The organism is Nonomuraea sp. CA-218870 (assembly GCF_050936535.1).
GTDB classification, from domain to species: domain Bacteria; phylum Actinomycetota; class Actinomycetes; order Streptosporangiales; family Streptosporangiaceae; genus Nonomuraea; species Nonomuraea corallina.
Map to the genome: position 1 here is coordinate 127443 of NZ_JBNJMN010000002.1, position 20805 is coordinate 148247.

The 20805-nt window shown below is 71.6% G+C and carries 20 protein-coding genes; 10 read left to right on the plus strand and 10 right to left on the minus strand.

Annotated elements, in window-relative coordinates:
• Positions 1-111: 111 nt before the first annotated feature.
• Positions 112-846 (plus strand): SDR family oxidoreductase, encoded by a 735-nt coding sequence (locus tag ACQEUU_RS29285; protein ID WP_433072286.1) that lies wholly within the window; start codon positions 112-114, stop codon positions 844-846.
• Positions 847-851: 5 nt separating this feature from the next.
• A complete protein-coding gene (locus tag ACQEUU_RS29290) occupies positions 852-1259 on the plus strand; it encodes a cupin domain-containing protein (RefSeq protein ID WP_433072288.1) in 408 nt (135 codons plus the stop codon).
• 13 nt (positions 1260-1272) lie between these two features.
• Here ACQEUU_RS29290 and ACQEUU_RS29295 read toward each other — a convergent pair whose 3' ends face one another.
• Both ACQEUU_RS29295 and ACQEUU_RS29300 read right to left on the minus strand, forming a co-directional pair.
• Positions 1273-1890, minus strand: a complete 618-nt coding sequence (locus ACQEUU_RS29295) for a dihydrofolate reductase family protein (protein WP_433072290.1) — start codon at positions 1888-1890, stop codon at positions 1273-1275.
• Positions 1891-1975: 85 nt separating this feature from the next.
• Complete coding sequence (locus tag ACQEUU_RS29300; RefSeq protein ID WP_433072292.1) at positions 1976-2341, minus strand: YybH family protein; 366 nt, start codon at positions 2339-2341, stop codon at positions 1976-1978.
• 71 nt (positions 2342-2412) lie between these two features.
• Here ACQEUU_RS29300 and ACQEUU_RS29305 point away from each other — a divergent pair, with 71 nt between their 5' ends.
• The gene (locus ACQEUU_RS29305; RefSeq protein ID WP_433072294.1) at positions 2413-3333 is read left to right on the plus strand and encodes a LysR family transcriptional regulator; all 921 of its coding nucleotides are present in this window, start codon (positions 2413-2415) and stop codon (positions 3331-3333) included.
• On the opposite strand, the gene ACQEUU_RS29310 is transcribed toward ACQEUU_RS29305, so the two are convergent.
• From ACQEUU_RS29310 to ACQEUU_RS29325, 4 genes are read right to left on the minus strand one after another with little or no spacing between them, the layout of a single operon-like run.
• Positions 3282-3887 carry a TetR/AcrR family transcriptional regulator gene (locus tag ACQEUU_RS29310; protein WP_433072296.1) on the minus strand — a complete coding sequence of 202 codons (606 nt, stop codon included), beginning with the start codon at positions 3885-3887 and terminating at the stop codon, positions 3282-3284. The two genes, ACQEUU_RS29305 and ACQEUU_RS29310, sit on opposite strands and share 52 nt — an antisense overlap.
• Entirely contained in the window at positions 3884-5170 is a 1287-nt protein-coding gene (locus ACQEUU_RS29315; protein WP_433072298.1) for a cytochrome P450, read from the minus strand. Before ACQEUU_RS29315 ends, ACQEUU_RS29310 begins: the two co-directional genes overlap by 4 nt.
• A 47-nt stretch (positions 5171-5217) precedes the next feature.
• Positions 5218-6099 carry an LLM class flavin-dependent oxidoreductase gene (locus tag ACQEUU_RS29320; RefSeq protein WP_433072300.1) on the minus strand — a complete coding sequence of 294 codons (882 nt, stop codon included), beginning with the start codon at positions 6097-6099 and terminating at the stop codon, positions 5218-5220.
• Positions 6100-6156: 57 nt separating this feature from the next.
• Positions 6157-7542, minus strand: a complete 1386-nt coding sequence (locus tag ACQEUU_RS29325) for an AAA family ATPase (protein ID WP_433072302.1) — start codon at positions 7540-7542, stop codon at positions 6157-6159.
• 216 nt (positions 7543-7758) lie between these two features.
• Between ACQEUU_RS29325 and ACQEUU_RS29330 the strand changes: the two genes are divergently transcribed.
• From ACQEUU_RS29330 to ACQEUU_RS29350, 5 genes are all read left to right on the plus strand, one after another.
• On the plus strand, positions 7759-10287 hold the full coding sequence (locus tag ACQEUU_RS29330) for a polysaccharide lyase family 8 super-sandwich domain-containing protein (protein WP_433072304.1): 2529 nt from the start codon (positions 7759-7761) through the stop codon (positions 10285-10287).
• 305 nt (positions 10288-10592) lie between these two features.
• The gene (locus ACQEUU_RS29335; protein WP_433072306.1) at positions 10593-12011 is read left to right on the plus strand and encodes an ATP-binding protein; all 1419 of its coding nucleotides are present in this window, start codon (positions 10593-10595) and stop codon (positions 12009-12011) included.
• A 376-nt stretch (positions 12012-12387) separates the two neighbouring features.
• Positions 12388-12807 (plus strand): DoxX family protein, encoded by a 420-nt coding sequence (locus ACQEUU_RS29340; RefSeq protein ID WP_433072308.1) that lies wholly within the window; start codon positions 12388-12390, stop codon positions 12805-12807.
• A gap of 123 nt (positions 12808-12930) precedes the next feature.
• On the plus strand, positions 12931-13269 hold the full coding sequence (locus ACQEUU_RS29345) for a YciI family protein (protein ID WP_433072310.1): 339 nt from the start codon (positions 12931-12933) through the stop codon (positions 13267-13269).
• Complete coding sequence (locus tag ACQEUU_RS29350; protein WP_433072312.1) at positions 13266-14474, plus strand: RNA polymerase sigma factor; 1209 nt, start codon at positions 13266-13268, stop codon at positions 14472-14474. The genes ACQEUU_RS29345 and ACQEUU_RS29350 overlap by 4 nt, the downstream gene beginning before the upstream one ends.
• Before the next feature lie 48 nt (positions 14475-14522).
• Here the strand turns inward: ACQEUU_RS29350 and ACQEUU_RS29355 are convergent, their stop codons facing one another.
• From ACQEUU_RS29355 to ACQEUU_RS29365, 3 genes are read right to left on the minus strand one after another with little or no spacing between them, the layout of a single operon-like run.
• Entirely contained in the window at positions 14523-16028 is a 1506-nt protein-coding gene (locus tag ACQEUU_RS29355; RefSeq protein WP_433072314.1) for a tripartite tricarboxylate transporter permease, read from the minus strand.
• Positions 16029-16048: 20 nt separating this feature from the next.
• A complete protein-coding gene (locus tag ACQEUU_RS29360; protein ID WP_433072316.1) occupies positions 16049-16510 on the minus strand; it encodes a tripartite tricarboxylate transporter TctB family protein in 462 nt (153 codons plus the stop codon).
• A 1-nt stretch (position 16511) separates the two neighbouring features.
• Entirely contained in the window at positions 16512-17546 is a 1035-nt protein-coding gene (locus ACQEUU_RS29365) for a tripartite tricarboxylate transporter substrate-binding protein (protein ID WP_433072318.1), read from the minus strand.
• 173 nt (positions 17547-17719) lie between these two features.
• On the opposite strand from ACQEUU_RS29365, the gene ACQEUU_RS29370 reads away from it, so the two are divergent.
• Entirely contained in the window at positions 17720-18403 is a 684-nt protein-coding gene (locus ACQEUU_RS29370; RefSeq protein WP_433072320.1) for a response regulator transcription factor, read from the plus strand.
• A gap of 6 nt (positions 18404-18409) precedes the next feature.
• Positions 18410-19819 carry an ATP-binding protein gene (locus ACQEUU_RS29375; RefSeq protein ID WP_433072322.1) on the plus strand — a complete coding sequence of 470 codons (1410 nt, stop codon included), beginning with the start codon at positions 18410-18412 and terminating at the stop codon, positions 19817-19819.
• A 5-nt stretch (positions 19820-19824) separates the two neighbouring features.
• Here the strand turns inward: ACQEUU_RS29375 and ACQEUU_RS29380 are convergent, their stop codons facing one another.
• Positions 19825-20784 carry a TAXI family TRAP transporter solute-binding subunit gene (locus tag ACQEUU_RS29380; protein ID WP_433072324.1) on the minus strand — a complete coding sequence of 320 codons (960 nt, stop codon included), beginning with the start codon at positions 20782-20784 and terminating at the stop codon, positions 19825-19827.
• Positions 20785-20805: the final 21 nt, after the last annotated feature.

The following is a 20805-nucleotide window of genomic DNA, read 5'->3' on the forward strand; positions in this document are numbered from 1 at the left end:
AGAGACAGCACGAGGGACGCTCAAAGACGAGGTCCAGAAGCAACTCAGGCCAGGAAGCCGTCCTGTCCTAACCGGCAGCCGCGAGGCCAAGGGCACAGGGAAAGGTCAGGAATGAAGATCGTCGTAGTAGGCGGAACCGGTCTGATCGGCTCGAAGCTCGTGGCCAAGCTTGAAGAACGCGGCCACGAGGCGGTGGCGGCATCCCCGAGCACAGGCGTGAACGCCGTCACCGGCGAAGGCCTGGCCGAGGCGCTGGAGGGCGCGTCCGTGGTGGTCGACGTGTCTAAGTCCTCCTCCTTCGAGGAGTCCGCCGTACGGGAGTTCTTCGAGACCTCCACCCGCAACCTGCTCGCCGCCGAGGCGGAGGCCGGCGTCGGCCACCACGTCGTCCTGTCGATCGTGGGCGCGGACCGCCCGCCGGCGCGCCCGTACTTCCAGGCGAAGGCCGCCCAGGAGAAGCTGATCGAAGAGGCGTCGATCCCGTTCTCGCTCGTACGCGCCACCCAGTTCTTCGAGTTCGTACCGAGCATCGCCGACGAGGCGACGGACGACGACAAAGTGCGGATGGCACCGGTGCTCTTCCAGCCCATCGCGGGCGACGACGTAGCGCGGGCGGTCGGCCGGGTCGCGGTGGGGGAGCCGACGAACGGCAGGGTCGATGTGGCGGGGCCCGAGCAGGTCCGGATGGACGAGTTCTTCCGGGAGACGCTCGCCTCCAGGGGTGATCCGCGTGAGGTGGTCACCGACCCGCACGCTCACTACTTCGGGGCCGAGCTGCGCGAGCGGTCGCTGGTGCCGGACGACGGCGCCGTCCTCGGCGAGATCCGCTACCGAGACTGGAGTTAGGGCCCATGTCCGAGGCCAAGGCCGCCTGGCAGACGGCGCTCACCACACTGCAGGAGGTCGAGCCGCCCTTCATCCCGGAGGGTGCGCACGTGATGACCGTGGTCATCGAGTTCCCGCCGGGTGACCCCGGCACCCCGCCGCACCGGCACACCGGCCCGGCGTTCGGTTACGTGCTGGAAGGCGAGATGCTGTTCGAGCTGGAAGGCGAGCCCGAGCGGGTGGTACGGGCCGGCGAGGTGTTCTGGGAGCCGGGCGGCGACGTCATCCACTACCAGGACGGCAACCACCGCGACGACCTCCCGCTCCGCTTCACCGTCACCATGCTGTGCGAGCCCGGCAAGCCGATGCTCACCCTGGTGGACGACGAAGAGCTCGCCCAGCGCCAGGACCGCCGCGCCCCCCGCCCGTCCTGAGCGCGAGGCGGTCTCAGCTGCGATCGGGGGCGCTCATGTCCCCTGTCCCGGGCACGCCATCGGCCAGCCCGTAGCGCAGGTACACGGTCCCCTTCGGGCCGGCTGCCGGCGGTTCGAGGAGTGTGACGTTCGTGGGCACCGCGCCACCGTCGAACACCTTCTTGCCGACGCCGAGCATGATGGGATGCACCCAGAGGTCGAGACGGTCGAAGAGCTTCTCGCGCAGGAGGGTCTGCACCAGGTTCAGGCTCCCGACGACCTTCACGTGCTCGTGCCGGTCACGGATCTCGCGCACCGCGCCGGCCAGGTCCCGGCCGAGCTGCGTGGACCCGGCCCACGAGAGGCCGGGCGTGCCGCGGGAGGCCACGTACTTCGGGACGCTGTTGAACAGCGTGGCGATCTGGCCCTCCTGGTGCGGCCAGTAGGCGGCGAAGATGTCATAGGTCCGACGGCCGAGCAGGAGGGCGTCCGTGCCCTCGTACGCGGCGAGGACCTGCGCGCCTGAGGCCTCGTCCATCAGGGGCGCCTGCCAGCCGCCGAACGGGAACCCCACCGGGTCCTCGTCGGGGCCGCCGGGCGCCTGCCCGACGAGGTCGAGGGTGGCGAACAGCTCGATATGGATGAGGCCCATGCCTTGCTCCCGATCCGTTGGTGGTCTCAGCCGGGAGGTAGACCTGCGGATGCCGGCGAACTCATCGTGCCCAGCGCGACGGGGTTCAGCGTCCGGGCGGGACGAATTCGGGCTGGTCGAGCACCCGCAGCCAGCTCCCGTCCGCCTGACGCCGGACCACCTGCGCCCGGGCCCCGGAACCGTCCTTGGGCGGAGTCGACGTGAGAGCGATGTCCCCGCACACCAACGTAGGCAGCGGCTCCTCGGGCGAGAAGTGCGGCCGCGCGGCCAGCACCTTCTCCCACAGGGCGCGAATCGCCTCCCGCCCCACCGTCTGGCTTCCCGGCGGGTAAGCCAGCACCGCGTCCTCCTCGTACAACTCGGCAACCCCGGCCGCGTCCCCGGCGTTGGACCGCTCGACGAACAGCCGCGTGATGTCTTCAGGCCGCATGGCCTTCTCGTGTTCGGTCATGCCTCCAGCGTCCCCACCCCTTCCACCAGAAGTCCAACAGCTTGTTCTCATCCGAACTAGAATCGCCAGTTATGGAACTGCGGCAGCTGGAGTACTTCGTCGCCGTCGCCGAGGAGCGGAACTTCACCCGCGCCGCCGAGCGGGTTCACATCAGCCAGTCCGGCGTCAGCGCCCAGATCCGGCAGCTCGAACGCGAGCTCGGCGCCGACCTGTTCGACCGCCAGTCCCGCACGGTCACCCTCACCGTCGCAGGCAAGGCCGCGCTCGAACACGCCCGCGCCACGCTCGCCGCCGCCGCGGCCGTCAAGCGGGCGGCGGGCGAGGTGACCGGCCTGATCCGGGGGAGCCTCACGGTCGGCATGGTCGTCGGCTGCACCGTCACCCCGCTCTTCGACGCCCTCGCGGCCTTCCACCAGGCCCACCCGAACGTGGAGATCTCCCTGCTGGAGGACAACTCCGACCAGCTAACGCAGAACGTACGAGCCGGCACGCTCGACCTGGCCCTCGTCGGCACCGCCACCTCCGAGCACGACGGCCTGGACACCATGACCATCGTCAGCGAACGCCTGGTTGCGGCCGTCCCGCCCGGCCACCCCCTCGCGGACCAGGAGCGGGTGACCCTGGAGGCGCTGGCCGAGCACCCGATCGTGTGCATGCCCCCCGGCACCGGCCTGCGCCAGGTGTTCGACCGGGCCTGCGCAGCGCGGAACCGCCACCCGGTCATCGCCTTCCAGGCCGGCGCCGGGGACGCCATCGCCGACCTGGCCGCCCGCGGGCTCGGCGTCGGCATCCTCAGCGAGTCGATGGCCGCCCACCACCGCGACCGTCTCACCGCCCGCGTCATCGACGACGCCGAACACCCCGCCATGCTCGCCCTGGTCTGGAAGAACACCCACAATCCAGCCGTACGGGAGGCGCTGGTCCACAGCCGGAAAGCCTTCTACGGCCGGTCCAGCCCCGCGGCGAGTTCGGCGATGACCAGGTCGACCTGACGCCCCAGCACCTCGGCGGACGGCTCCCGCCCCGGCTCCAGCCACTGGTTCACCACGATCCGCAGCGCCGCCAGCACCGCCGCCGCGCACACCGCCGGATAAGCGGAGTCCTCAGGGACATCGACCCGTTCGGCGATCGCTGAAGCCAGCGCCTTCTCCTGGGCGGCGAGCACGGCGAGCTGCTGCGGTACGAGCGACGGCGTCCGGTGGATCAGCCTGACCACCGCCAGGTAGTCGCGGTTGGCGGCGTCGCTCTCGTTCAGGATGACCAGCACCGCCTCACGGAAGGCCCGCAGAACGGATTCCGTACGGGGCCGCGCCCGGAACTCGGCGATGAGCGCCTCCGCGGCGGACGAGACGGTGGCCACCACCGCCTCCTCCTTGCTGGAGAAGTAGTTGAAGAAGGTGCGTAGCGCGATGTCGGCCTCGTCGGCGATCTGCTCCACGGTGACGTTCTCGACCCCGTCGCGGATCGCCAGCCGCAGCGCGGCCTCCTTCAGAGCGGCGCGGGTGGCCTGCTTCTTGCGCTCACGCCGTCCCAGCAGCGTCGTCATGACCAGGTCACCGGCAGCGAGTGGACGCCGAAGATCAGCATCTCGTTCCGTACCGGGATCTTCTCGGCCGGCACGGCCAGGCGCAGGCCCGGCAGGCGGGTGATCAGCTCGCGCAGGCCGATCTGCATCTCGACGCGGGCGAGCTGCTGGCCGAGGCACTGGTGGACGCCGTGGCCGAAGGCCAGGTGCGGGGTGCGGGGGCGGCGCACGTCGAGCCGGTCGGGGTCGGGCCAGTGCTGGGCGTCGCGGTTGACCTCCGGGGTGGCGATCACGACCGTGGCGCCGGCCGGGATGTCGACGCCGCCCAGCGTGACGGGCTCGGTCGTGACCCGGTTGACGCCGAGCTGGATGATCGACAGGTGGCGGAGCAGCTCCTCGACCGCGTTGTCGATCAGGGAGGGGTCGGCGCGCAGCGCGGCGAGCTGGTCGGGGTTCTCCAGCAGCGCGAACGTGCTCAGGCTCAGCTGGTTGGCGGTCGTCTCGTGGCCCGCGCCGAGCAGGACGAGCGCGACGTCGACGAGCTGGGCGTCGGTGAGCGGCGGGTCGGCGTCGTGGACGAGCCCGGACAGCAGGTCGTCGGCCGGATGGGTGCGCTTGTGGGCGACCAGGCGCTGCATGAACCCGTACAGCTCGGCCCCGGACAGCGCCCGCCGCTCGGGATCGGCGCTGCTGTCGAGCGCGACGGAGGTGTGCTCCTGGAACTCGGCCCGGTCGGCGTAGTCGACGCCGAGCAGCTCGCAGATGACCAGCGACGGCAGCGGTAGCGCGAAGGCCGGCACCAGGTCGGCCTCGTCGCCGGCCGCCTTCATCGCCTCGATGTGCTCCACGGCGATCTCGGTGACCCGCGACTCCAGCGCCTTCATCCGCCGCACGGTGAACTGACCCGTCAGCAGCCGCCGCAGGCGGGTGTGCTCGGGCGGGTCCATGAAGACGAAGAACCCGTCCTCGCGGGCCGCGGGCGGCTCCGGCTTCACGGGCTCGGCCACCTCGTGCGGCTGCATCGACGTGGCGTCGCGGTGGCGCATCTTGTCGGCGCTGAACCGCGGATCGGACAGTACGGTGCGCGCCTCCTCGAAGCCGGTCACCAGCCACGCCTGCGCCCCGTTGTTCAGCGGCAGTGGCTGCACCGCCCCCTGGCCGCGCCGCGCCCGCAGTCCGGGCGGGGGATCGAACGGGCACTGGTCGCGTTCCAGCATCTCCGCGGGGATGATCTGGCGCATCGCCGTGGGGCTGGAACTCGGCGACTCTTCGGGCGTCGCGGTCTGTGCGGTGTCGGCGCTCATGTACGCATCCTGTCTAGAGGGGACAGGTCAAACATACACAACGCGCATCAATGCGTGTCGTGCAAGATTTCGCGGACCTCTGCCAGCAGCTCGACCTGCGCCCGCCAATCCCCGCCCGCTATCCCGACCACCGCGTGCCGCGCCCCCGCCTCGCGGTAGGCGGCCAGCTTCTCGGCGGCCTCCTCCGGACGGCCGGTCAGCGGGATGTCGATCACCTCCCCCACAGGACGCCCGTAGGCGCCGCTGATGCCTGACGCGATCTCCTCGCGGGAAGGGACTCCGGTGCCCAGAGCGCCGGTGGCCCCGATGGCGATGACCGGGGCGGGCCTGCCGTGCTCGGCGGCCAGCTCGGCGAGCCGCGCGCGGCCTTCGGCCAGCTCGCGCGGGGAGATCAGGGACGGGAACCAGCCGTCCCCCAGCCGGGCGGCCCGCCGGATCGCCGCCATGGACGCGTTCCCCACCCAGACCGGCGGCATCGGCACCGGCGGCGCGTCCATCAGCTCGGTCCGCTCGCCCGCTACCAGGCGGGGGAGGAGCTCCAGCGCCGTGTCGGTACGGGGCCCGCGCTCCGCGTACGGCACCCCGGCGGCGGCCCACTGACCCGGACCGCCTCCCGAGCCGACCCCGAGCACCAGCCGCCCGCCGGACACGTACTGAAGGGTCGCGACCTGCTTGGCGGCCCACACGACCGGGCGGATCGCCGGGACGAGGACGCTCGCGCCGATCCTGACCCGGGCCGTGGCCGCGGCGGCGGTGGCCAGGGCGATCGGGGCGTCCAGGGTGGGACCTCCGGCGGCGAGATGGTCGCCGTGCCACACCCCGTCCAGGCCCGCGTCCTCCACGTGCCGCGCCGCCTCCCGCAGGTCGATGCCGTCCCGGCGCTGCACGCCGACCCCGGGCAGGATGACGCCGATCTCGAAGCTGTTCATGCTCGTACGGTGCAACCTGAAGTTCGGTTGACGTCAAGTATCGTCGCCCCGTGCGCCTCAGCCTTCGGCGGGCGGTGCGTACAGGGCCTCGGCTCCCACCAGGACGATGTTCGGGTCGGCGGCCGCGCGGGCGCGAAGGTCGGCCGTGAAGCCCGCGGCGCTGTAGAGCAGGAGGCGGGCCGTGGCCGCGCCGTGCCGGTTCTGGGCGGTGAGCAGGGCGCGGATGCGGGTGAGGCGGTCAAGGTGGCCGAGGCCCATGATGTCGCCCCATTTCACCTCGCCGATGCCGAGCAGCGGTTGCCGGTGGTCGTCGTCGAGGCCGTGGACGACCACGTCGAGCTCGTGACCGGTGCGGGCGGCGGGGTCGTTGACGGTGCCGGATCCGACCCGGTGCGGAAAGTCGCCCAGCAGGCTTTCCGGAGCGTAGTGGCGGGTCCAGAGGCGGCACAGGTGCTCGAAGTGCGGGCCCAGCACATTCGCGGTGAAGCGCTTCTGCGAGCGCTGCCACAGCCGGGAGGCGTCGCGCGTGTGTTCCAGGTCGGACCAGATGGGGCGCATCACCGCGTGGTAGAAGGTGATCAAGGGCTCGGTGATGCGGTAGCTGGAGCGGTTGTCCTTGAAGACGTCGGGTTCGCGGCTGATCAGGCCGCAGTCCTCCAGGACGGTCAGGGGGTGCGCGAGGTCGCCCGACTTACGGCCCATGAACGACGCGATGCCGCCGCGGCCGGTGTTCCCCGACGCGATCGCGGCCAGTACGGAGTGGTAGAGCGCGGTGTCGCGCAGGTCGGGTTCGTCGGCCAGGAGGTAGCGGGCCTCGCGGAAGAGGGGGCTGGTGGGTGACAGAACGGTACGCACCACCCAGGCGTCGAAGTCGTCCGGTCCGTCCGGCGCGTCGTCGCGGGCGAACTCACGTCGGTAGGCGGGGGTGCCGCCGACTATGGCGTTCACCTTGACGGCGGTGATCGCATCGGTCGCTCCCCAGAACTCGGCCGCGAGCCGATGGTCGAGGGGCGGGACGACCAACTCCAGCGCGGCTCGCCCGCGCAGCGGAGCGCTGCCGCTGAGCAGCCGTCCCATGAATGACATGGCGGAGCCGCACAGCAGCAGTCGTGTACGGCTCTCGTCTCTCTCGGCCCGGAGCGGGGCGAGGGCGTTCTGGATGATGGAGGGCAGCCGGGGATTGGCTCTGGCGAGGTAGGGAAACTCGTCGATGACGACGGGAACGGCCTGGTGCCGTCCCAGCGCGAGGAGCGCGTCGACGACCTCGCCCCACTCCCGGAAGGCCAAGGACGCCGGCGTCCCGAGATGCTGGGAGAGCGACGCCCCGATGCGGTGGAGCGACTCACCGTCGGTGGCCTCTTCGGCCGCGTGGTAGAAGCCGCCGGCGGCCTGGCACAGGGCGCGGAGCAGGAAGGTCTTTCCCTGGCGTCGTCGTCCTGACACCACGCCGAGAGAGGCGCCAGGCGATTGGTCGGTCGCGAAGGAGGTAAGAGCGGCCCACTCGCGCCTTCGGTCGAACATTTCCGGAGGGCGGGGAAGCAAGGTCATCAAGGCTCCCTCATAAGTGCACTTATGATAAGTGTACTTATGAAAGATTCCTTCTCATGCGCGACAGGCTCTGACTGTGGATTTCAGGACGGCAAGTGAGGATCATGTGAGGTGCCGCCCGATCGCCTGGAGCCCGCCGTGCCGCAGCTGTCCCGTCGCCAGGTTCTCTCCCTGATTCCCGCCGCGGGCCTGCTCGCCGCGGCACCGCCCGCGCGCGCCGCCGCCTCGGGGGCCGACCACGCCCGGCTGATCGCCAACACCGTGGCCATGCTCGCCGGCACCCTCGACAGCAACACCCGCCCCGAGGTCGCCGCCAAGCTCGCCGCCATCCTGGCCACCGCCAGGCAGCGCCTGACCGCCATGGACCGGGCGGGCGACGGCGAGCTGTTCGCCGGCCTGACCCTGGGCGCCGACGACGTCGCCCTCCGGCAGGCCTTCCAGTACCTGTACGAGATCGCGCTCGCCACCCGCACCCCCGGCGGCGAACTGGACGGCGACGCCACCGTCCAGCGCCGGGTCGTCGAGGGCCTGCGGTGGCTGCACGAGCGCCACTTCGGCGACCAGACGACGGGCTACTACGGCAACTGGCACACCTGGGAGATCGGCATCCCCACCCACGCCGGCCGCACCCTCGTGCTGCTCGCCGACCGGTTACGCCTGGAACACCCCGACCTGATCCCGACGTACGTCGCCACCATGGACGGCTACCTGCGCAACGGCGAGAACGGCGACGTCGACCTCGGCTCCCGCTTCCACACCGGCGCCAACCTCGCCGACATCACCGCCAACCGCATCCTCCAGGGCGCGCTCACCGCCGACGACGCCCGCGTCGCCAAGGCCATCGCCGACCAGGCCACCGTCTTCGCCACCATCGACCCGTACCGTCTCAAGCACGGCGTCACCGACGGCTACTACGAGGACGGCTCGTTCATCCAGCACCATTCGGTCGCCTACACCGGCTCCTACGGGCGCATCCTGCTCACCCGCGTCGTCCAGACCCTCAAGACGCTCGACGGCGCGACCACCGGGTCGGGGCTGGGGGAGGTGGTCTACCGGTGGATCACCGACGGCTTCGCCCCGCTCATCTTCGAGGGCTGGATGATGGAGATCGTCAAGGGCCGCGCGGTCTCCCGCACCACCACCGGGTACGCCGACGTCGGGGTGATCGTGGAGGCCGTCGCCGATCTGACCGACCACGTGGGCGGCGACAGCGCCCTCGCGCTGCGCAAGTACGTCAAGCACCTGCCCGCCGTCGACACCGGCGTGTTCGTCTCCCCGGTCAGCATCGCCCGCTACGAGGAGATCCGCGCCGACACCTCCATCCCCGCAGCGGACCTGAACCCGCCCGCGCGGTCCGTCGCCTTCAACGCCATGGACCGGACGGTGCACTGGCGGCCCGGGTACGCGTTCGCGCTGGCCCGCAGCTCGGAGCGGATCAGCAAGTACGAGTACATGAACGGGGAGAACCTCATGCCCTGGTTCCAGGGCGACGGGGCCTCCTACCTCTACCTGGCGGGCGAGGACCAGCGGGAGGCGTTCGGGGTCGACTACTTCACCGTCGTGTCGCCGTACCGGCTGGCGGGGGTCACCGCGCCCGTGGAGGAGCGGCGCACGGTGCCCGAGCTGTACGGGCGGTTCTGGTACGAGAACCCCGGCCATCCGCTGACCTTCACCTCCTCGTCGGAGTCGCAGAACACGTACGTGTACTTCCCGCGCGGGCGGAACGCGTTCTCCGGCGGGGCGACGCTGGGCGCGTACGGGGTGGCCGGGTTCGTCCAGTCCGACGACGTGGCCTACGCCGCCAAGCGGGAAGGGCTGCTGCCGGAGGACTTCGTGGCGTACCGGAACGCCCTGGCCACCAAGTCGTGGTTCATGCTGGACGACGAGATCGTGGTGCTCGTGGCGGGGGTCTCGGGGCAGGACGGGCGGGCGGCGGTGACCACGGTGGACAGCCGCGTCGCCGCTCCGGGTGAGGCAGTCGCCGTCACCGGGGAGCGCTGGGACGGGCGCGCCCGGCAGCCGGGCGACACGGACGCGCCCCGCTGGCTGCGCTACGCCAACGCCACCCGCGGCACCGCCGTCGGGTACGCCTTCCTCACCCGGCAGCCGGTCACCGCCGGGGTGGAGACGGTGACCCGCAGCCGCAGGGTCGTACGGACCGGCAACCCCGACACGAGCGTGACCAGGAACGTCTTCACCGCCTCGGTCACCCATCCGGCGGGGGAGCGGGCGGCCGGGCTGGCGTACGCGCTGGTGCCGAACGCCGCCGAGGCCGGGCTGCGCGCCTACCGGGGCGGGCCGCTGAAGGTGCTGGTCAACAACCGGCACGTCCAGGCGGTCGAGCACGAGACGCTGGGGATCGTGGCGGCCAACGTGTTCGCGGAAGGGCCGCGGCGCGCCGGGCGGATGCTGGTCGACGGGCCCGCCTCGGTGATGCTGCGGACCGGTGACCGCACGATGGTCGCGCTGTCGGACCCGACGATGAAGCGCGACCGGGTCGGCGTGGTGCTCCACGGGCCGCGGCTGCGGCTCGACGCGGCGGACGAGGGGGTACGGGTGCGGCGGGTGCCGGGCGGGACCCTGATCGAGGCGACGACCCGCCACGCCTACGGCCGCAGTTTCACGGCGACGTTGCGCTGAGCCGGGTGCCTCACCTGGCTGCTCGTCGTGTTACTCGTCGGCGGACTCATTCTCCGGCAGCGCATGATCCGGGCAGAGAGGCTGCGCGTGCCCTCGTTCCGGGCCATGGCCGCCACGCCATCCAATGCAAGCGCTACGGCAAGCCGGTCGGCGCATCCGACGTACGCGACTTCTCGGCGCGCTGGCCGACACCTTCGCGGGTCACACCGGTGTCCTGGTCACGTCCGCCCTGGCATATTGCTAAGATTGATGTTACTAACATTGATGTTACTAACCTTCTTGTTAGTAGGCGGCCTGGGGGCGAGATGACAGCCTTCGTGGGGAGGCGGCGCGAGCTCGAGGCGCTGGATCGCGAGTTGAGCAAGGTGACGGCCGGGATCGGTGGGGAGCGGCCCGGTCGGTGCTTGATGCTACGAGGCCGGCGCCGGGTAGGTAAGTCACGGTTGGTGGAGCGGTTCGCCGAGAGGTCTGGTGCGCCCTTCCTCTTCTACGCCGCGACAGGTGCCTCGCCAGAGGCGGACCTGGAGAGACTCGGCCGGGACGCGCAGGCGTCCACCCTTCCGCTCGCGAATCTCCTGTCCGCCGCCCGTCCGGCGAGCTGGGATGCCGCCTTCGACGTACTGGCGGCGGCACTGCCACAGGACCGGGCGAGTGTGGTGGTCCTGGACGAGGTGCCCTATCTGATGGACGTGGATGGCGCCTTCGAAGGCATGCTTCAGCGAGCCTGGGACCGAGCGCTGGAGACGAAACCGGTTCTGCTGGTTCTCATCGGCTCCGACCTGTCGATGATGGAAGCGCTGAACAGCTACGGACGTCCGTTCCATCAGCGCGGACGGGAGATGGTGCTCGGCCCGCTCAACCCGGCGGAGGTGGGCGAGATGCTCGGCCTCGAGCCGGCCTCGGCCTTCGACGCGGCATTGATCACCGGTGGGCTGCCCTTGATCTGCGCAGAGTGGCCGCATGGTGCGGGAATGTGGGAGTTCCTGCATGCCTCGCTCAGCGATCCGGTCTCGGCCCTGCTGGTGTCGGCGGAGCGCTCGCTCGCTGCGGAGTTCCCCCAGCAGGTGCAGGCCCGCACTGTCCTCTCAGCGATCGGCAGCGGCGAGCGGAACTTCACCAACATCGCCCGCGCCGCCGGAGGGATCGGGGCGGCTCCGCTCCATCGGGCGCTGGAGCTTCTCACGAACAAGCGGGTCATCGCGGCAGAGCTTCCTGTTTCCACCCGGCCCTCGAAGGATCGTCGTTACCGGGTCAAGGATTCCTACCTCCGCTTCTGGCTGAAGCTCCTGGGCCCGGCGATGGAGGAGATCGAGCGGGGCCGAGGTGACCTGACGCTGCGGCGTATCCGGGAGAACTGGACCAGCTGGCGCGGCAGGGCCGTCGAACCTCTGGTGCGCGAGGCGTTGGCACGGCTGCTGCCCGACGCGAACCTGCCCGCCGCCCCCGTCGTCGGCGGTTACTGGACCCGTAGCAACGACGTGGAGATCGACATCGTGGGAGCGGACCGTGCGCCGATCGCCAAGGAGCTGCTGTTCGTCGGCTCGGTGAAGTGGCTGGAGAACTCCCCGTTCGACCGGCACGACCTCGCGGCGCTGCACCGACACCGCGCCGCTCTCACGTCTGATCCCGTCCCGGTGGTCGCCGCCTCGCGCAGCGGGACCGACTGTGCGGGACTCGACGCCGCGTACGGCCCGGCGGAACTCCTCGCGGCGTGGTCCGCCTGACGACCTGCTAGGTGGACGGTCCCACCTTCACCGCTACTCTCCGCCGCGCGAGTGTGGTCGCTCATCGTCCTTTAGGGCGACTCCGGCATCTGCGCCTAGAACAATGCGTATCCGTACGCGGCACGAAGGGGCGTCCGGCGCGTGCGAGGGAGCGGCTCGGGACACGCACGAGCCGCGAGATGATGAAAATTTCAAGTATCTCCCGGGCGGGGCCGAGGTGTCCGGGCATGCCAGGCGTTCGCCGGGCGGCGGCGGGCTCCGCCTCGGGAGGCGCTGTGTTGACGCTCCGGCGCGGCAGCGGAGACGCTCTTGGGAGCGCTCCCATGAGCGTCCCGGAGCAAGAGAACCAGCCACCCCCCGTCGGAAGGACACCTCAGTGGAATCGCTGGTCAAGGATCAAGGGCTGTTCCTGGCTCTGTACCGGATCGTGATCGGGCTGCTCTTCGCCTGTCACGGCGTGGCGACGCTCTTCGACGTGCTGGGCGGCCCCCTCGGCGAGGTGCCCGGCTTCGCGCAGTGGCCCGACTGGTGGGCCGCCGTCATCCAGCTGGTCGGCGGCGTCCTGGTCATGCTCGGCCTGGCCACCCGCGCCGCCGCCGTCGTCTGCTCGGGGACGATGGCTTACGCCTACTTCGTCGTCCACCAGCCGCAGGCGCTGTTCCCGATCGAGAACGGCGGGGAGAAGGCCGCGCTGTTCTGCTGGGGCTTCCTGCTCATCGCCGCGCTCGGGCCGGGCCGCTGGGCGCTGTCGGCGTTGCTCACTCCTTCACGGCCTCTCGCGCACGAGAGGGGGTAGCCGCTCGTCAACGGCGACGTCCCGATGATCGGCGCCGGATCTGTCGTATCCGGGCCGGCGCCGATCGTCAGATGGGTAAGGGGGCGGTGAGCCCCGCCCCGGAACAGAACCCAGGAGGACGCCGTGAAGTACGTGCTGATGTTCGTCGAGACCGCGGAGTTCGCCCAGAAGCTGGAGGCCATGGGCGAGCTGGAACGCGAGGCGGCCTACGCGGCGGTCGGGAAGTGGTTCGCCGACCACGCCGACAAGATCACTCATCAGGCGCATCTGGCCCCGGTCCACACCGCCACCACGGTGCGCCTGGACCGGGGGGACCCGGTGGTCACCGACGGGCCGTTCGTGGAGGGCAAGGAGGTGGTCAGCGGGTTCGCCGAGGTCGAGGTGGACGACCTGGACGAGGCGCTGAGGATGGCCCGCGACTGGCCGGCCTGCCCGATCGTGGAGATCCGCCCGGTCCGGTGAGCGGCGGTCCCGGGGGAGCGAGCGGGGACGTGCTGGCGCGCGTGGTGCGCGAGCACGCCGGCAGGCTGGCGGCGTCCCTGGTCCCGCTTCTCGGCGACTTCGCCGCGGCCGAGGACCTGGTGCAGGACGCGGTCGAGACCGCGCTGCGGCGCTGGCCGGTCGACGGGATCCCGGACCGGCCGGACGCCTGGCTGTTCACCGTGGCCCGGCGGCGGGGCCTGGACGTGCTGCGCCGCGAGTCGAACCACCGGGCCAAGCTGTCCCGGCTGCGCCCGCCGGAGCCGGGACCGCGGGACGACCGGCTACGGCTGATCTTCACCTGCTGCCACCCGGCGCTGTCCCCCGAGGCGCGGATCGCGCTGACCCTGCGGGTGGTGTGCGGGCTGAGCACGGCCCAGATCGCCGCGGCCTTCGTGGCGCCCGAGGCGACCGTGGCCCAGCGCATCACCCGGGCCAAACGGAAGATCGGTGAGGCCGGGATCCCGTACCGGATGCCCGCGGGGGACGAGCTGGGCGAGCGGCTGGACGGCGTGCTGGCCGTCGTCTACCTGCTGTTCAACGAGGGCTACCTGTCGAGCACGCCGGAGCGGACCCAGGCGCGTGACCTGGTGGACGACGCCGAGTGGCTGGCCGCGCTGTTGACGAACCTGATGCCCGAGGAGCCGGAGGTGGCGGGGCTGCTGGCCCTGATCCGGCTGCACCGGGCGCGCGCCGCGGCCCGGTTCGACCACTCCGGGCGCCTGGTGTTGCTGGCCGACCAGGACCGCTCGCTCTGGGACCGTCCCGCGATCGCCGCGGCCACCGCCCTGCTGATGCGTGCCGCCCGCGCCCATCACCGGCCGGGGCCGTACCAGGTGCAGGCGGCGATCGTGGCCTGCCACGCGGAGGCCGGGAGCTTCGAGGCGACCGACTGGGCGCAGATCCTGGTCCTGTACGACCTGCTGCTGCGGCTGGCGCCCTCGCCGGTGACCCGGCTGCACCGGGCCGTGGCGCTGCGGCACGTCCGGGGGCCGGAGGCGGCGCTGGCCGAGCTGGACGGACTGGCGCTGGAGCGCTACCCCTTGTTCCACGCCACCCGGGCCGAGCTGCTGCGCGCTCTGGGCCGCCGCGACGAGGCCCGCCGGGCCGACGAGCGGGCGCTGGCGCTGACCGCCAACCCCGCCCAGCAGGCGCTCCTGGCCGAGCGCCTCGACTGGCCCTCCTGATCGCGACCGGGATCGCGCGCCGGGTCCGCCCCGGCGCGCGGAGAGCCTCTACTCGTCCTCGGTGAACACCATCTCGCGGCGCCTGCGGATGGCCGGCAGCACCGTGATCACCAGGGCCGCCACGGTGAGGACCAGGAGCGCCGCGGAGATCGGCCGGGTGAAGAAGACCGACGCGTCACCGCGGGAGATGATCAGAGCCCGCCGCAGGTTCTCCTCCAGCAGCGGGCCGAGGACGAAGCCGAGCAGCAGCGGGGCCGGCTCGCAGCCGCACTTGATCAGGATGTAGCCCAGGAGCCCGAAGAGCACGATCGCGTAGACGTCGTAGGCGTTGAACCCCAGAGAGTACGTGCCGATCGAGGCGAACAGGATGATCATCGGGAACAGCACCTGGTACGGGATGCGGAGCATGCGCACCCACATGCCGATCAACGGCAGGTTCAGCAGCACCAGGAGCACGTTCCCGATCCACATCGACGCGATCAGCCCCCAGAACAGCGCGGGCTCCTCGGTGATGACGTTCGGGCCGGGGGTGATGCCGTGCACGATGAACGCGCCGACCATCAGCGCCATCACCGGGTGGGCGGGCAGGCCCAGGGTGAGCAGCGGGATGAACGAGGTCTGCGCGGCCGCGTTGTTGGCCGACTCGGGGCCGGCGACGCCCTCGATCGCGCCGTGCCCGAACTCCTGCTGCCGCTTGGAGATGCGCTTCTCGACGGCGTACGAGGTGAACGAGGCCAGCACGTGGCCGCCGCCGGGCAGGACGCCGAGCGCGGCGCCCAGACCGGTGCCCCGCAGGATCGGGCCGGCCATCCGGCGCCGGTCCTCCCGCGTCGGCCAGAGGTTCTTGACCTTGCTGACGATGGCCGTGCGGGTCTGCTGGTTCTCCAGGTTGCGCAGGATCTCGGCCACACCGAACATGCCGACGGCGACCGACACGAAGTCGATGCCCCCGTACAGTTCGCGCTGTTCGAAGGTGAACCGGGGGGTGCCGGTGTAGATGTCCTGGCCGACGGTGCCGAGCAGGACCCCGAGGAAGATCATCGCCAGGGCCTTGAGCGCCGTGCCGCGCGCCAGCGCGATCGACACGATCAGGCCGAACAGCACCAGCGAGAAGTACTCGGCGGGGCCGAACCGCAGCGCGACCCTGGCCAGCGGCGGGGCCGCGACGGCCAGTGCGACGGTGGCCAGCGTGCCCGCGACGAAGGACCCGATGGCGGCGGCGGCCAGCGCCGCGCCGGCCCTGCCCTGCCGGGCCATGGCGTGGCCGTCGAGCGCGGTGACCGCCGCCGACGACTCGCCGGGCAGGTTGATCAGGATGGCGGTCGTGGAACCGCCGTACTGGGCGCCGTAGTAGATGCCGGCCAGCATGATCAGCGCCGTCACCGGCTCGAAGCTGAACGTGATCGGCAGCAGCATCGCCACCGTCGCGGTCGGCCCGATGCCGGGCAGCACGCCGATGGCCGTTCCGAGCAGCACTCCCAGGAAGCAGTAGAGGACGTTCGTGATCAGGAGGGCGGTGGAGAGGCCCAGTGCGATGTTGTCGAGGAGTTCCATGTCTCAGTCCGGATGCCGCGTCAGAAACCCAGCCATGGGCCCCACAACGGGATCCGCAGCTGAAGTCCGACGACGAAGATGAGCGTGGCGGCCACGGTCAGCCCGGCGGCCACGGCCAGGGCCATCAGCGGCCGCACCCGCTCGCCGGCCAGCGTGGTGAGCAGGGCGGTCACCGCCGACGTCGGGACGAACCCGAGACCCCGTACGGAGAACCCGAAGAACAGCAGCGCGGCCACGATCATGCCGACCGCGCGCCACGGGATCCTGCCGAACTCGATCAGCTCGCCGGCGACGAGACCCTTGACCACGATCCCCAGGCCCAGAGCCGTCACGAGCGCGCCGACCAGCAGCGGGAAGGCGCCAGGACCCATCCGCAGCGGGGTGCCCAGCTCGTAGCCGAGCGACCCCACCACGAACGCGCCACCGAGCAGGATGAAGACTCCCCCGGCGAGGACGTCGGGGAAGGAACGGTGGCGCTCCACCTCAGGAAGCCTTGATCCCGGCGTCGGCGATGACCTTCGCCCAGGTGCCGAGCTGCTCTTCGAGCTTGGTCCGGTGCGCCTGCGGGGTCGCGTCCTCGGCCGGGACCGGCGCGGTGCCGAGCTTGGCCATCTGGTCGACGACCTTCTGGTCGGCCAGCGCCGTCTTCAGCGCCTCGGACAGCTTCTGCACGACGTCCTGCGGCGTGCCCTTCGGCACGTAGAGGCCGTGCCAGACGCTGACCTCGAGCGCGGGCAGCCCGGCCTCGGCCGTGGTGGGCAGGTCGGGCAGGCTCTTGACCCGCTCCGGCGTGGTGACCGCGTACGCCTTCACCTCACCCGCGGAGATCTGGCCGCTGGTGTTGGTCGTCTGGTCGCACATGAAGTCGACCTGGCCGCCGACGAGGTCCGTCAGCGCGGGACCGGTGCCCTCGTACGGCACCTCCTGCACCTTGACGCCCGTGGCGGTCTGGAACAGCAGGCCGCACAGGTGGGACGCGGCGCCGATGCCGGCGTTGGCCAGCGTGACCTTGTCGGCGTTCGCCTTGACGTGGGTCACGAGGTCCTGCAGCGTGGCGGGGGCGAAGTCCTTGCGGGCGATGATCGTCATCGGCACCTCGGTGACGAGGCCGACCATCTCGAAGCTCTCCAGCGGCTGGTAGCCGAGGTTCTGGTAGAGGGCGGGGGCCGTCGACATGCCGATGTGGTGCATGAGCACGGTGTAGCCGTCGGGCTCGGCCCGCGCGACCTCGCCGGCGCCGACCGTGCCGCCCGCGCCCTCGACGTTCTGCACGACGACCTTGCCGCCGAGCTTGGCCGCCATCGGCTCGGCGATCATGCGGGTGACGGTGTCCGTCGGGCCGCCCGCGCTGAACGGCACGACGAACGTGATGTTCTGGCCGGGGTAGCCTCCGGTCTCGCCGCCGGCGGTGCCGCCGGTGCCGCCTGTGCCGGCGCCGGCACAGGCGGCCGCCAGCGAGACGACGCCGATGGCCGCGATCATCCGCGCGGCGGCCCGGTATCTGGGGGACGTTCTCATGTGGGGGGCCTCCTCGTTCATCACATTCGCGTTCTGCGGCGAGTGCGCGGCCTCAGTTTGGGGCGGCGGAGGCGCGGATGGTGTCAGAGGAATCCCAAGGAATGCGTCAGATGTCAGAGAAATCCCAAGAAACTGGGCCAACACAGAAGTCAGGCCGGGTCGTACAATCCGGTATGCGGATCACCATCATCGAAGATGACGACCGCGTGGCCCGCGGGCTGGTCACCGTGCTGGCGCAGGCGGGCTTCGAGGTCCACCGGCTGGCCACCGCCGCCGAGGCCGTGCGCGCGGCGCCGTCCGACGTCGTCCTGGTCGACCTCGGCCTGCCCGACGGCGACGGGCTCGACGTGATCCGCAAGCTGCGCGACCGCCCGGAGACCGCCGTCATCGCCGTGACGGCCCGTTCGGAGGAGCACGAGCGGGTCCGCGGCCTGCGCGCCGGGGCCGACGACTACATCGTCAAACCGTTCGGCATCCCCGAGCTGCTGGCCCGGATCGACGCCGTGCTGCGGCGCACCCGTGTGGCCCGCGCGCTGACCCTCCGCGACGAGCCCGTGCTCGCGGGCCCGATCCGGATCTGCGCGGGCACCCGCGAGGTCACCGTCGACGACACGCCCGTGACCCTCACCCGCAAGGAGTACGAGCTGCTCCTGCTGCTGGCCCGGCGGGCGCCGGACGTGGTGAGCCGCGACGTCATCCTCGACCAGATCTGGGGCGCCACCTGGGAGTCGTCGAGCCGCACCCTCGACACCCACATCGCCGCGTTGCGGCAGAAGATCGGGCCGGCCGCGGTCATCCGCACCGTCCACGGGGTCGGCTACCGCCTGCTGGCCGACCGGCCGGAGCCGATCGGCTGACGTGCCGTGCACCGCCGACTGCTGATCGTCCTCGTCCCCCTCGCGGTCCTGCTCGTCACGGCGCTCGGGGTGCCGCTCAGCGTCACCGTGGCCGAACGGGAGATGCAGGAGACGTACGTCGACCGGCTCAACGACGTCGGCCGGTTCGCCTCCCTGGCCGAGACCGCGCTGTCGAGCGGCCGCAGCGAGGCGCTGCAGCGGGAGCTGGCGCGCTACCACGACCTCTACGGCATTCCGGTCGCGGTGATCGACTCCTCGGGCACGGTGCTGCTCGGGCCGGCGGACGCCTACCAGGAGGCCGCGCGGGACGAGCCCGCGCTGCCCCGGATCATGACCGCGGCGCTGGCAGGCGCGAGGCCCGAGCCCTCGGGGGAGTGGGCGCCGTGGGACGACTCCGCGCTCGTGGTCGCCGAGCCGGTGGGCCGCGACAGCGAGGTCGTCGGCGCCGTCGTGACGATCTCCGACCTGTCGAAGACCCGCCACCGCATCCTCGTCCGCTGGGTCCAGCTCGCCGGGCTCGGGCTGCTGCCCCTGGTCGCCCTCGTGGCCGTCGCCTGGCCGGTGTCGGCGTGGGTGCTGCGGCCGGTGCGCGAACTCGACGCGGCGAGCTCGCGCATCTCCCAGGGAGACCTCACCATCAGGGCCGACGCCGAGGCGGGTCCGGCGGAGCTGCGGCGGCTGGCCGAGTCGTTCAACACCATGATGGACGCGGTGGAGAACGCCGTGCAGCGGCAGCGGGCGTTCGTGTCCGACGCCTCGCACCAGTTACGCAACCCCCTCACCAGCCTCCGGCTCGCCGTGGAGAGCCTGGAGCCCCACCTGCGCGCGGCCGACAGCGGACGGCAGGTGTACGACATCGCCGTGGACGAGCTGAAGGCGATGCAGCGGCTGCTGAACTCGCTGCAGGCCAGCGCCCGGATGGAGAGCATCAGGACCGCGTCGCCGGTGGAGCTGGACGCGGTGCTGGCGACCCGGGTGGAGCGATGGCGGGCGCTGACGGCGACCGCGGGACAGACGCTGGCGGTGGACGTGCCGCCCGGACTGCGGCTGCTGGAGCCGACGGGCGGGCTGGGCAGCATCCTGGACGAGCTGATCAGCAACGCGTTGCGGCTGTCGGGCGCGCGGCTGGTGGAGGTGACCGCCCGGGTGACGGACGCCGGCGACGCGGTCGTGATCGCCGTGCGGGACGACGGCCAGGGCATCGACGCGGCCGAGCGCGACCAGGCGCTGCGCCGGTTCTGGCGCGCGCCCCGGCACCAGAACGTCACCGGGACCGGCCTGGGGCTGGCCATCTGTGCCGACCTGGTCGGCGCGGCCGGAGGCGAACTGCGGCTGGAGGACGGCCTGCCGCGTCCCAGCGGGTCCGGCCACGGGTTCGCCGCGGTGGTCACGCTGCCGCTGGTCCCGCCGGGCTGACGACCTCAGCGCTTGTGATCGCGGAACCAGGCGGCCGCTCCCGGGTGGAGCGGGACCGACGCCGTCGAGATCCCGGTGCGCACGTTGATGTGCCACGCCTCGGGCACGGCCTCGGCGTCGTCCCGGCCGGCGGAGGTGATCGTCCCGGTGTGCGTGAAGATCGTGTCGGTGATGGCGTACACGAGGTCGGCGGGCAGGTCGGCCCTGACCAGGAGCACGTTCGGCACCGCGACGGTGCGGGTGGCCAGGACGCCCGCGTAGGCGGTCGCCGGGATCGTGGCCGGGGCGTAGGGGCCCGGGTACGCGGTGAAGAGCTCGCCCGCCTGCGTGTCCAGCGGGATCAGCCGGACCGGGCGCGCCATCGCCAGCTCCGTGATCGCCGGGGTCGGGACGCCGGTCAGCGAGAACATCGCGTCGATCTCCCCGTCGCGCAGCGCCGCCGCCGACGCGGCCTGGCTCAGGTAGCGGCCGTCGACGTCCATCTTCGCCAGCTCCAGCATCCGCAGCGCGGTGAACTCCGTGCCCGAGTCGCGGGCCCCCAGGGAGACGCGCCTGCCCCGCAGGTCGCCGAACTCCTCGACCGGCGACCCGGCCATGACCACCAGATGCAGATGACTGTCGTACAGCCGGCACACCGCCGAGAGACCCTCGGGCGCGCTGCCGTCGGTCAGGATCAGCGCGTCCAGGCTCGTGAGCCCGAGCTGCACCTCCCCGGCCGTCAGCATCCGGATGTTGTCGGTGGACGCCCCGCTCGGCACCGTGCTCACCGTGACGCCGGGGACCTGCTCGGCTATGTGCTCGGCCACCGAGCCGCCGATGCGCCGGTACACCGCCCCGGCCGGACCGGTGGCCAGCCGCAGATGGACCCGGCCGGCCTCGCGCTCCCGGGAACAGCCGGCCAGCAGCCCCCCGGCGGCCAGGAGCACCGCCCGGCGGCTGAGCGGCGGCTTCCGGTTCAGCACCATGCCGCGATGATACGGACGACC

Excerpts from the sequence above, each read along its gene's own strand:
- ACQEUU_RS29285 (WP_433072286.1), top strand. The coding sequence starts at position 112 with ATGAAGATCGTCGTAGTAGGCGGAACCGGTCTGATCGGCTCGAAGCTC.
- ACQEUU_RS29290 (WP_433072288.1), top strand. The coding sequence starts at position 852 with ATGTCCGAGGCCAAGGCCGCCTGGCAGACGGCGCTCACCACACTGCAG.
- ACQEUU_RS29295 (WP_433072290.1), bottom strand. The coding sequence starts at position 1,890 with ATGGGCCTCATCCATATCGAGCTGTTCGCCACCCTCGACCTCGTCGGG.
- ACQEUU_RS29300 (WP_433072292.1), bottom strand. The coding sequence starts at position 2,341 with ATGACCGAACACGAGAAGGCCATGCGGCCTGAAGACATCACGCGGCTG.
- ACQEUU_RS29305 (WP_433072294.1), top strand. The coding sequence starts at position 2,413 with ATGGAACTGCGGCAGCTGGAGTACTTCGTCGCCGTCGCCGAGGAGCGG.
- ACQEUU_RS29310 (WP_433072296.1), bottom strand. The coding sequence starts at position 3,887 with ATGACGACGCTGCTGGGACGGCGTGAGCGCAAGAAGCAGGCCACCCGC.
- ACQEUU_RS29315 (WP_433072298.1), bottom strand. The coding sequence starts at position 5,170 with ATGAGCGCCGACACCGCACAGACCGCGACGCCCGAAGAGTCGCCGAGT.
- ACQEUU_RS29320 (WP_433072300.1), bottom strand. The coding sequence starts at position 6,099 with ATGAACAGCTTCGAGATCGGCGTCATCCTGCCCGGGGTCGGCGTGCAG.
- ACQEUU_RS29335 (WP_433072306.1), top strand. The coding sequence starts at position 10,593 with ATGACAGCCTTCGTGGGGAGGCGGCGCGAGCTCGAGGCGCTGGATCGC.
- ACQEUU_RS29355 (WP_433072314.1), bottom strand. The coding sequence starts at position 16,028 with ATGGAACTCCTCGACAACATCGCACTGGGCCTCTCCACCGCCCTCCTG.
- ACQEUU_RS29365 (WP_433072318.1), bottom strand. The coding sequence starts at position 17,546 with ATGAGAACGTCCCCCAGATACCGGGCCGCCGCGCGGATGATCGCGGCC.
- ACQEUU_RS29370 (WP_433072320.1), top strand. The coding sequence starts at position 17,720 with ATGCGGATCACCATCATCGAAGATGACGACCGCGTGGCCCGCGGGCTG.
- ACQEUU_RS29380 (WP_433072324.1), bottom strand. The coding sequence starts at position 20,784 with ATGGTGCTGAACCGGAAGCCGCCGCTCAGCCGCCGGGCGGTGCTCCTG.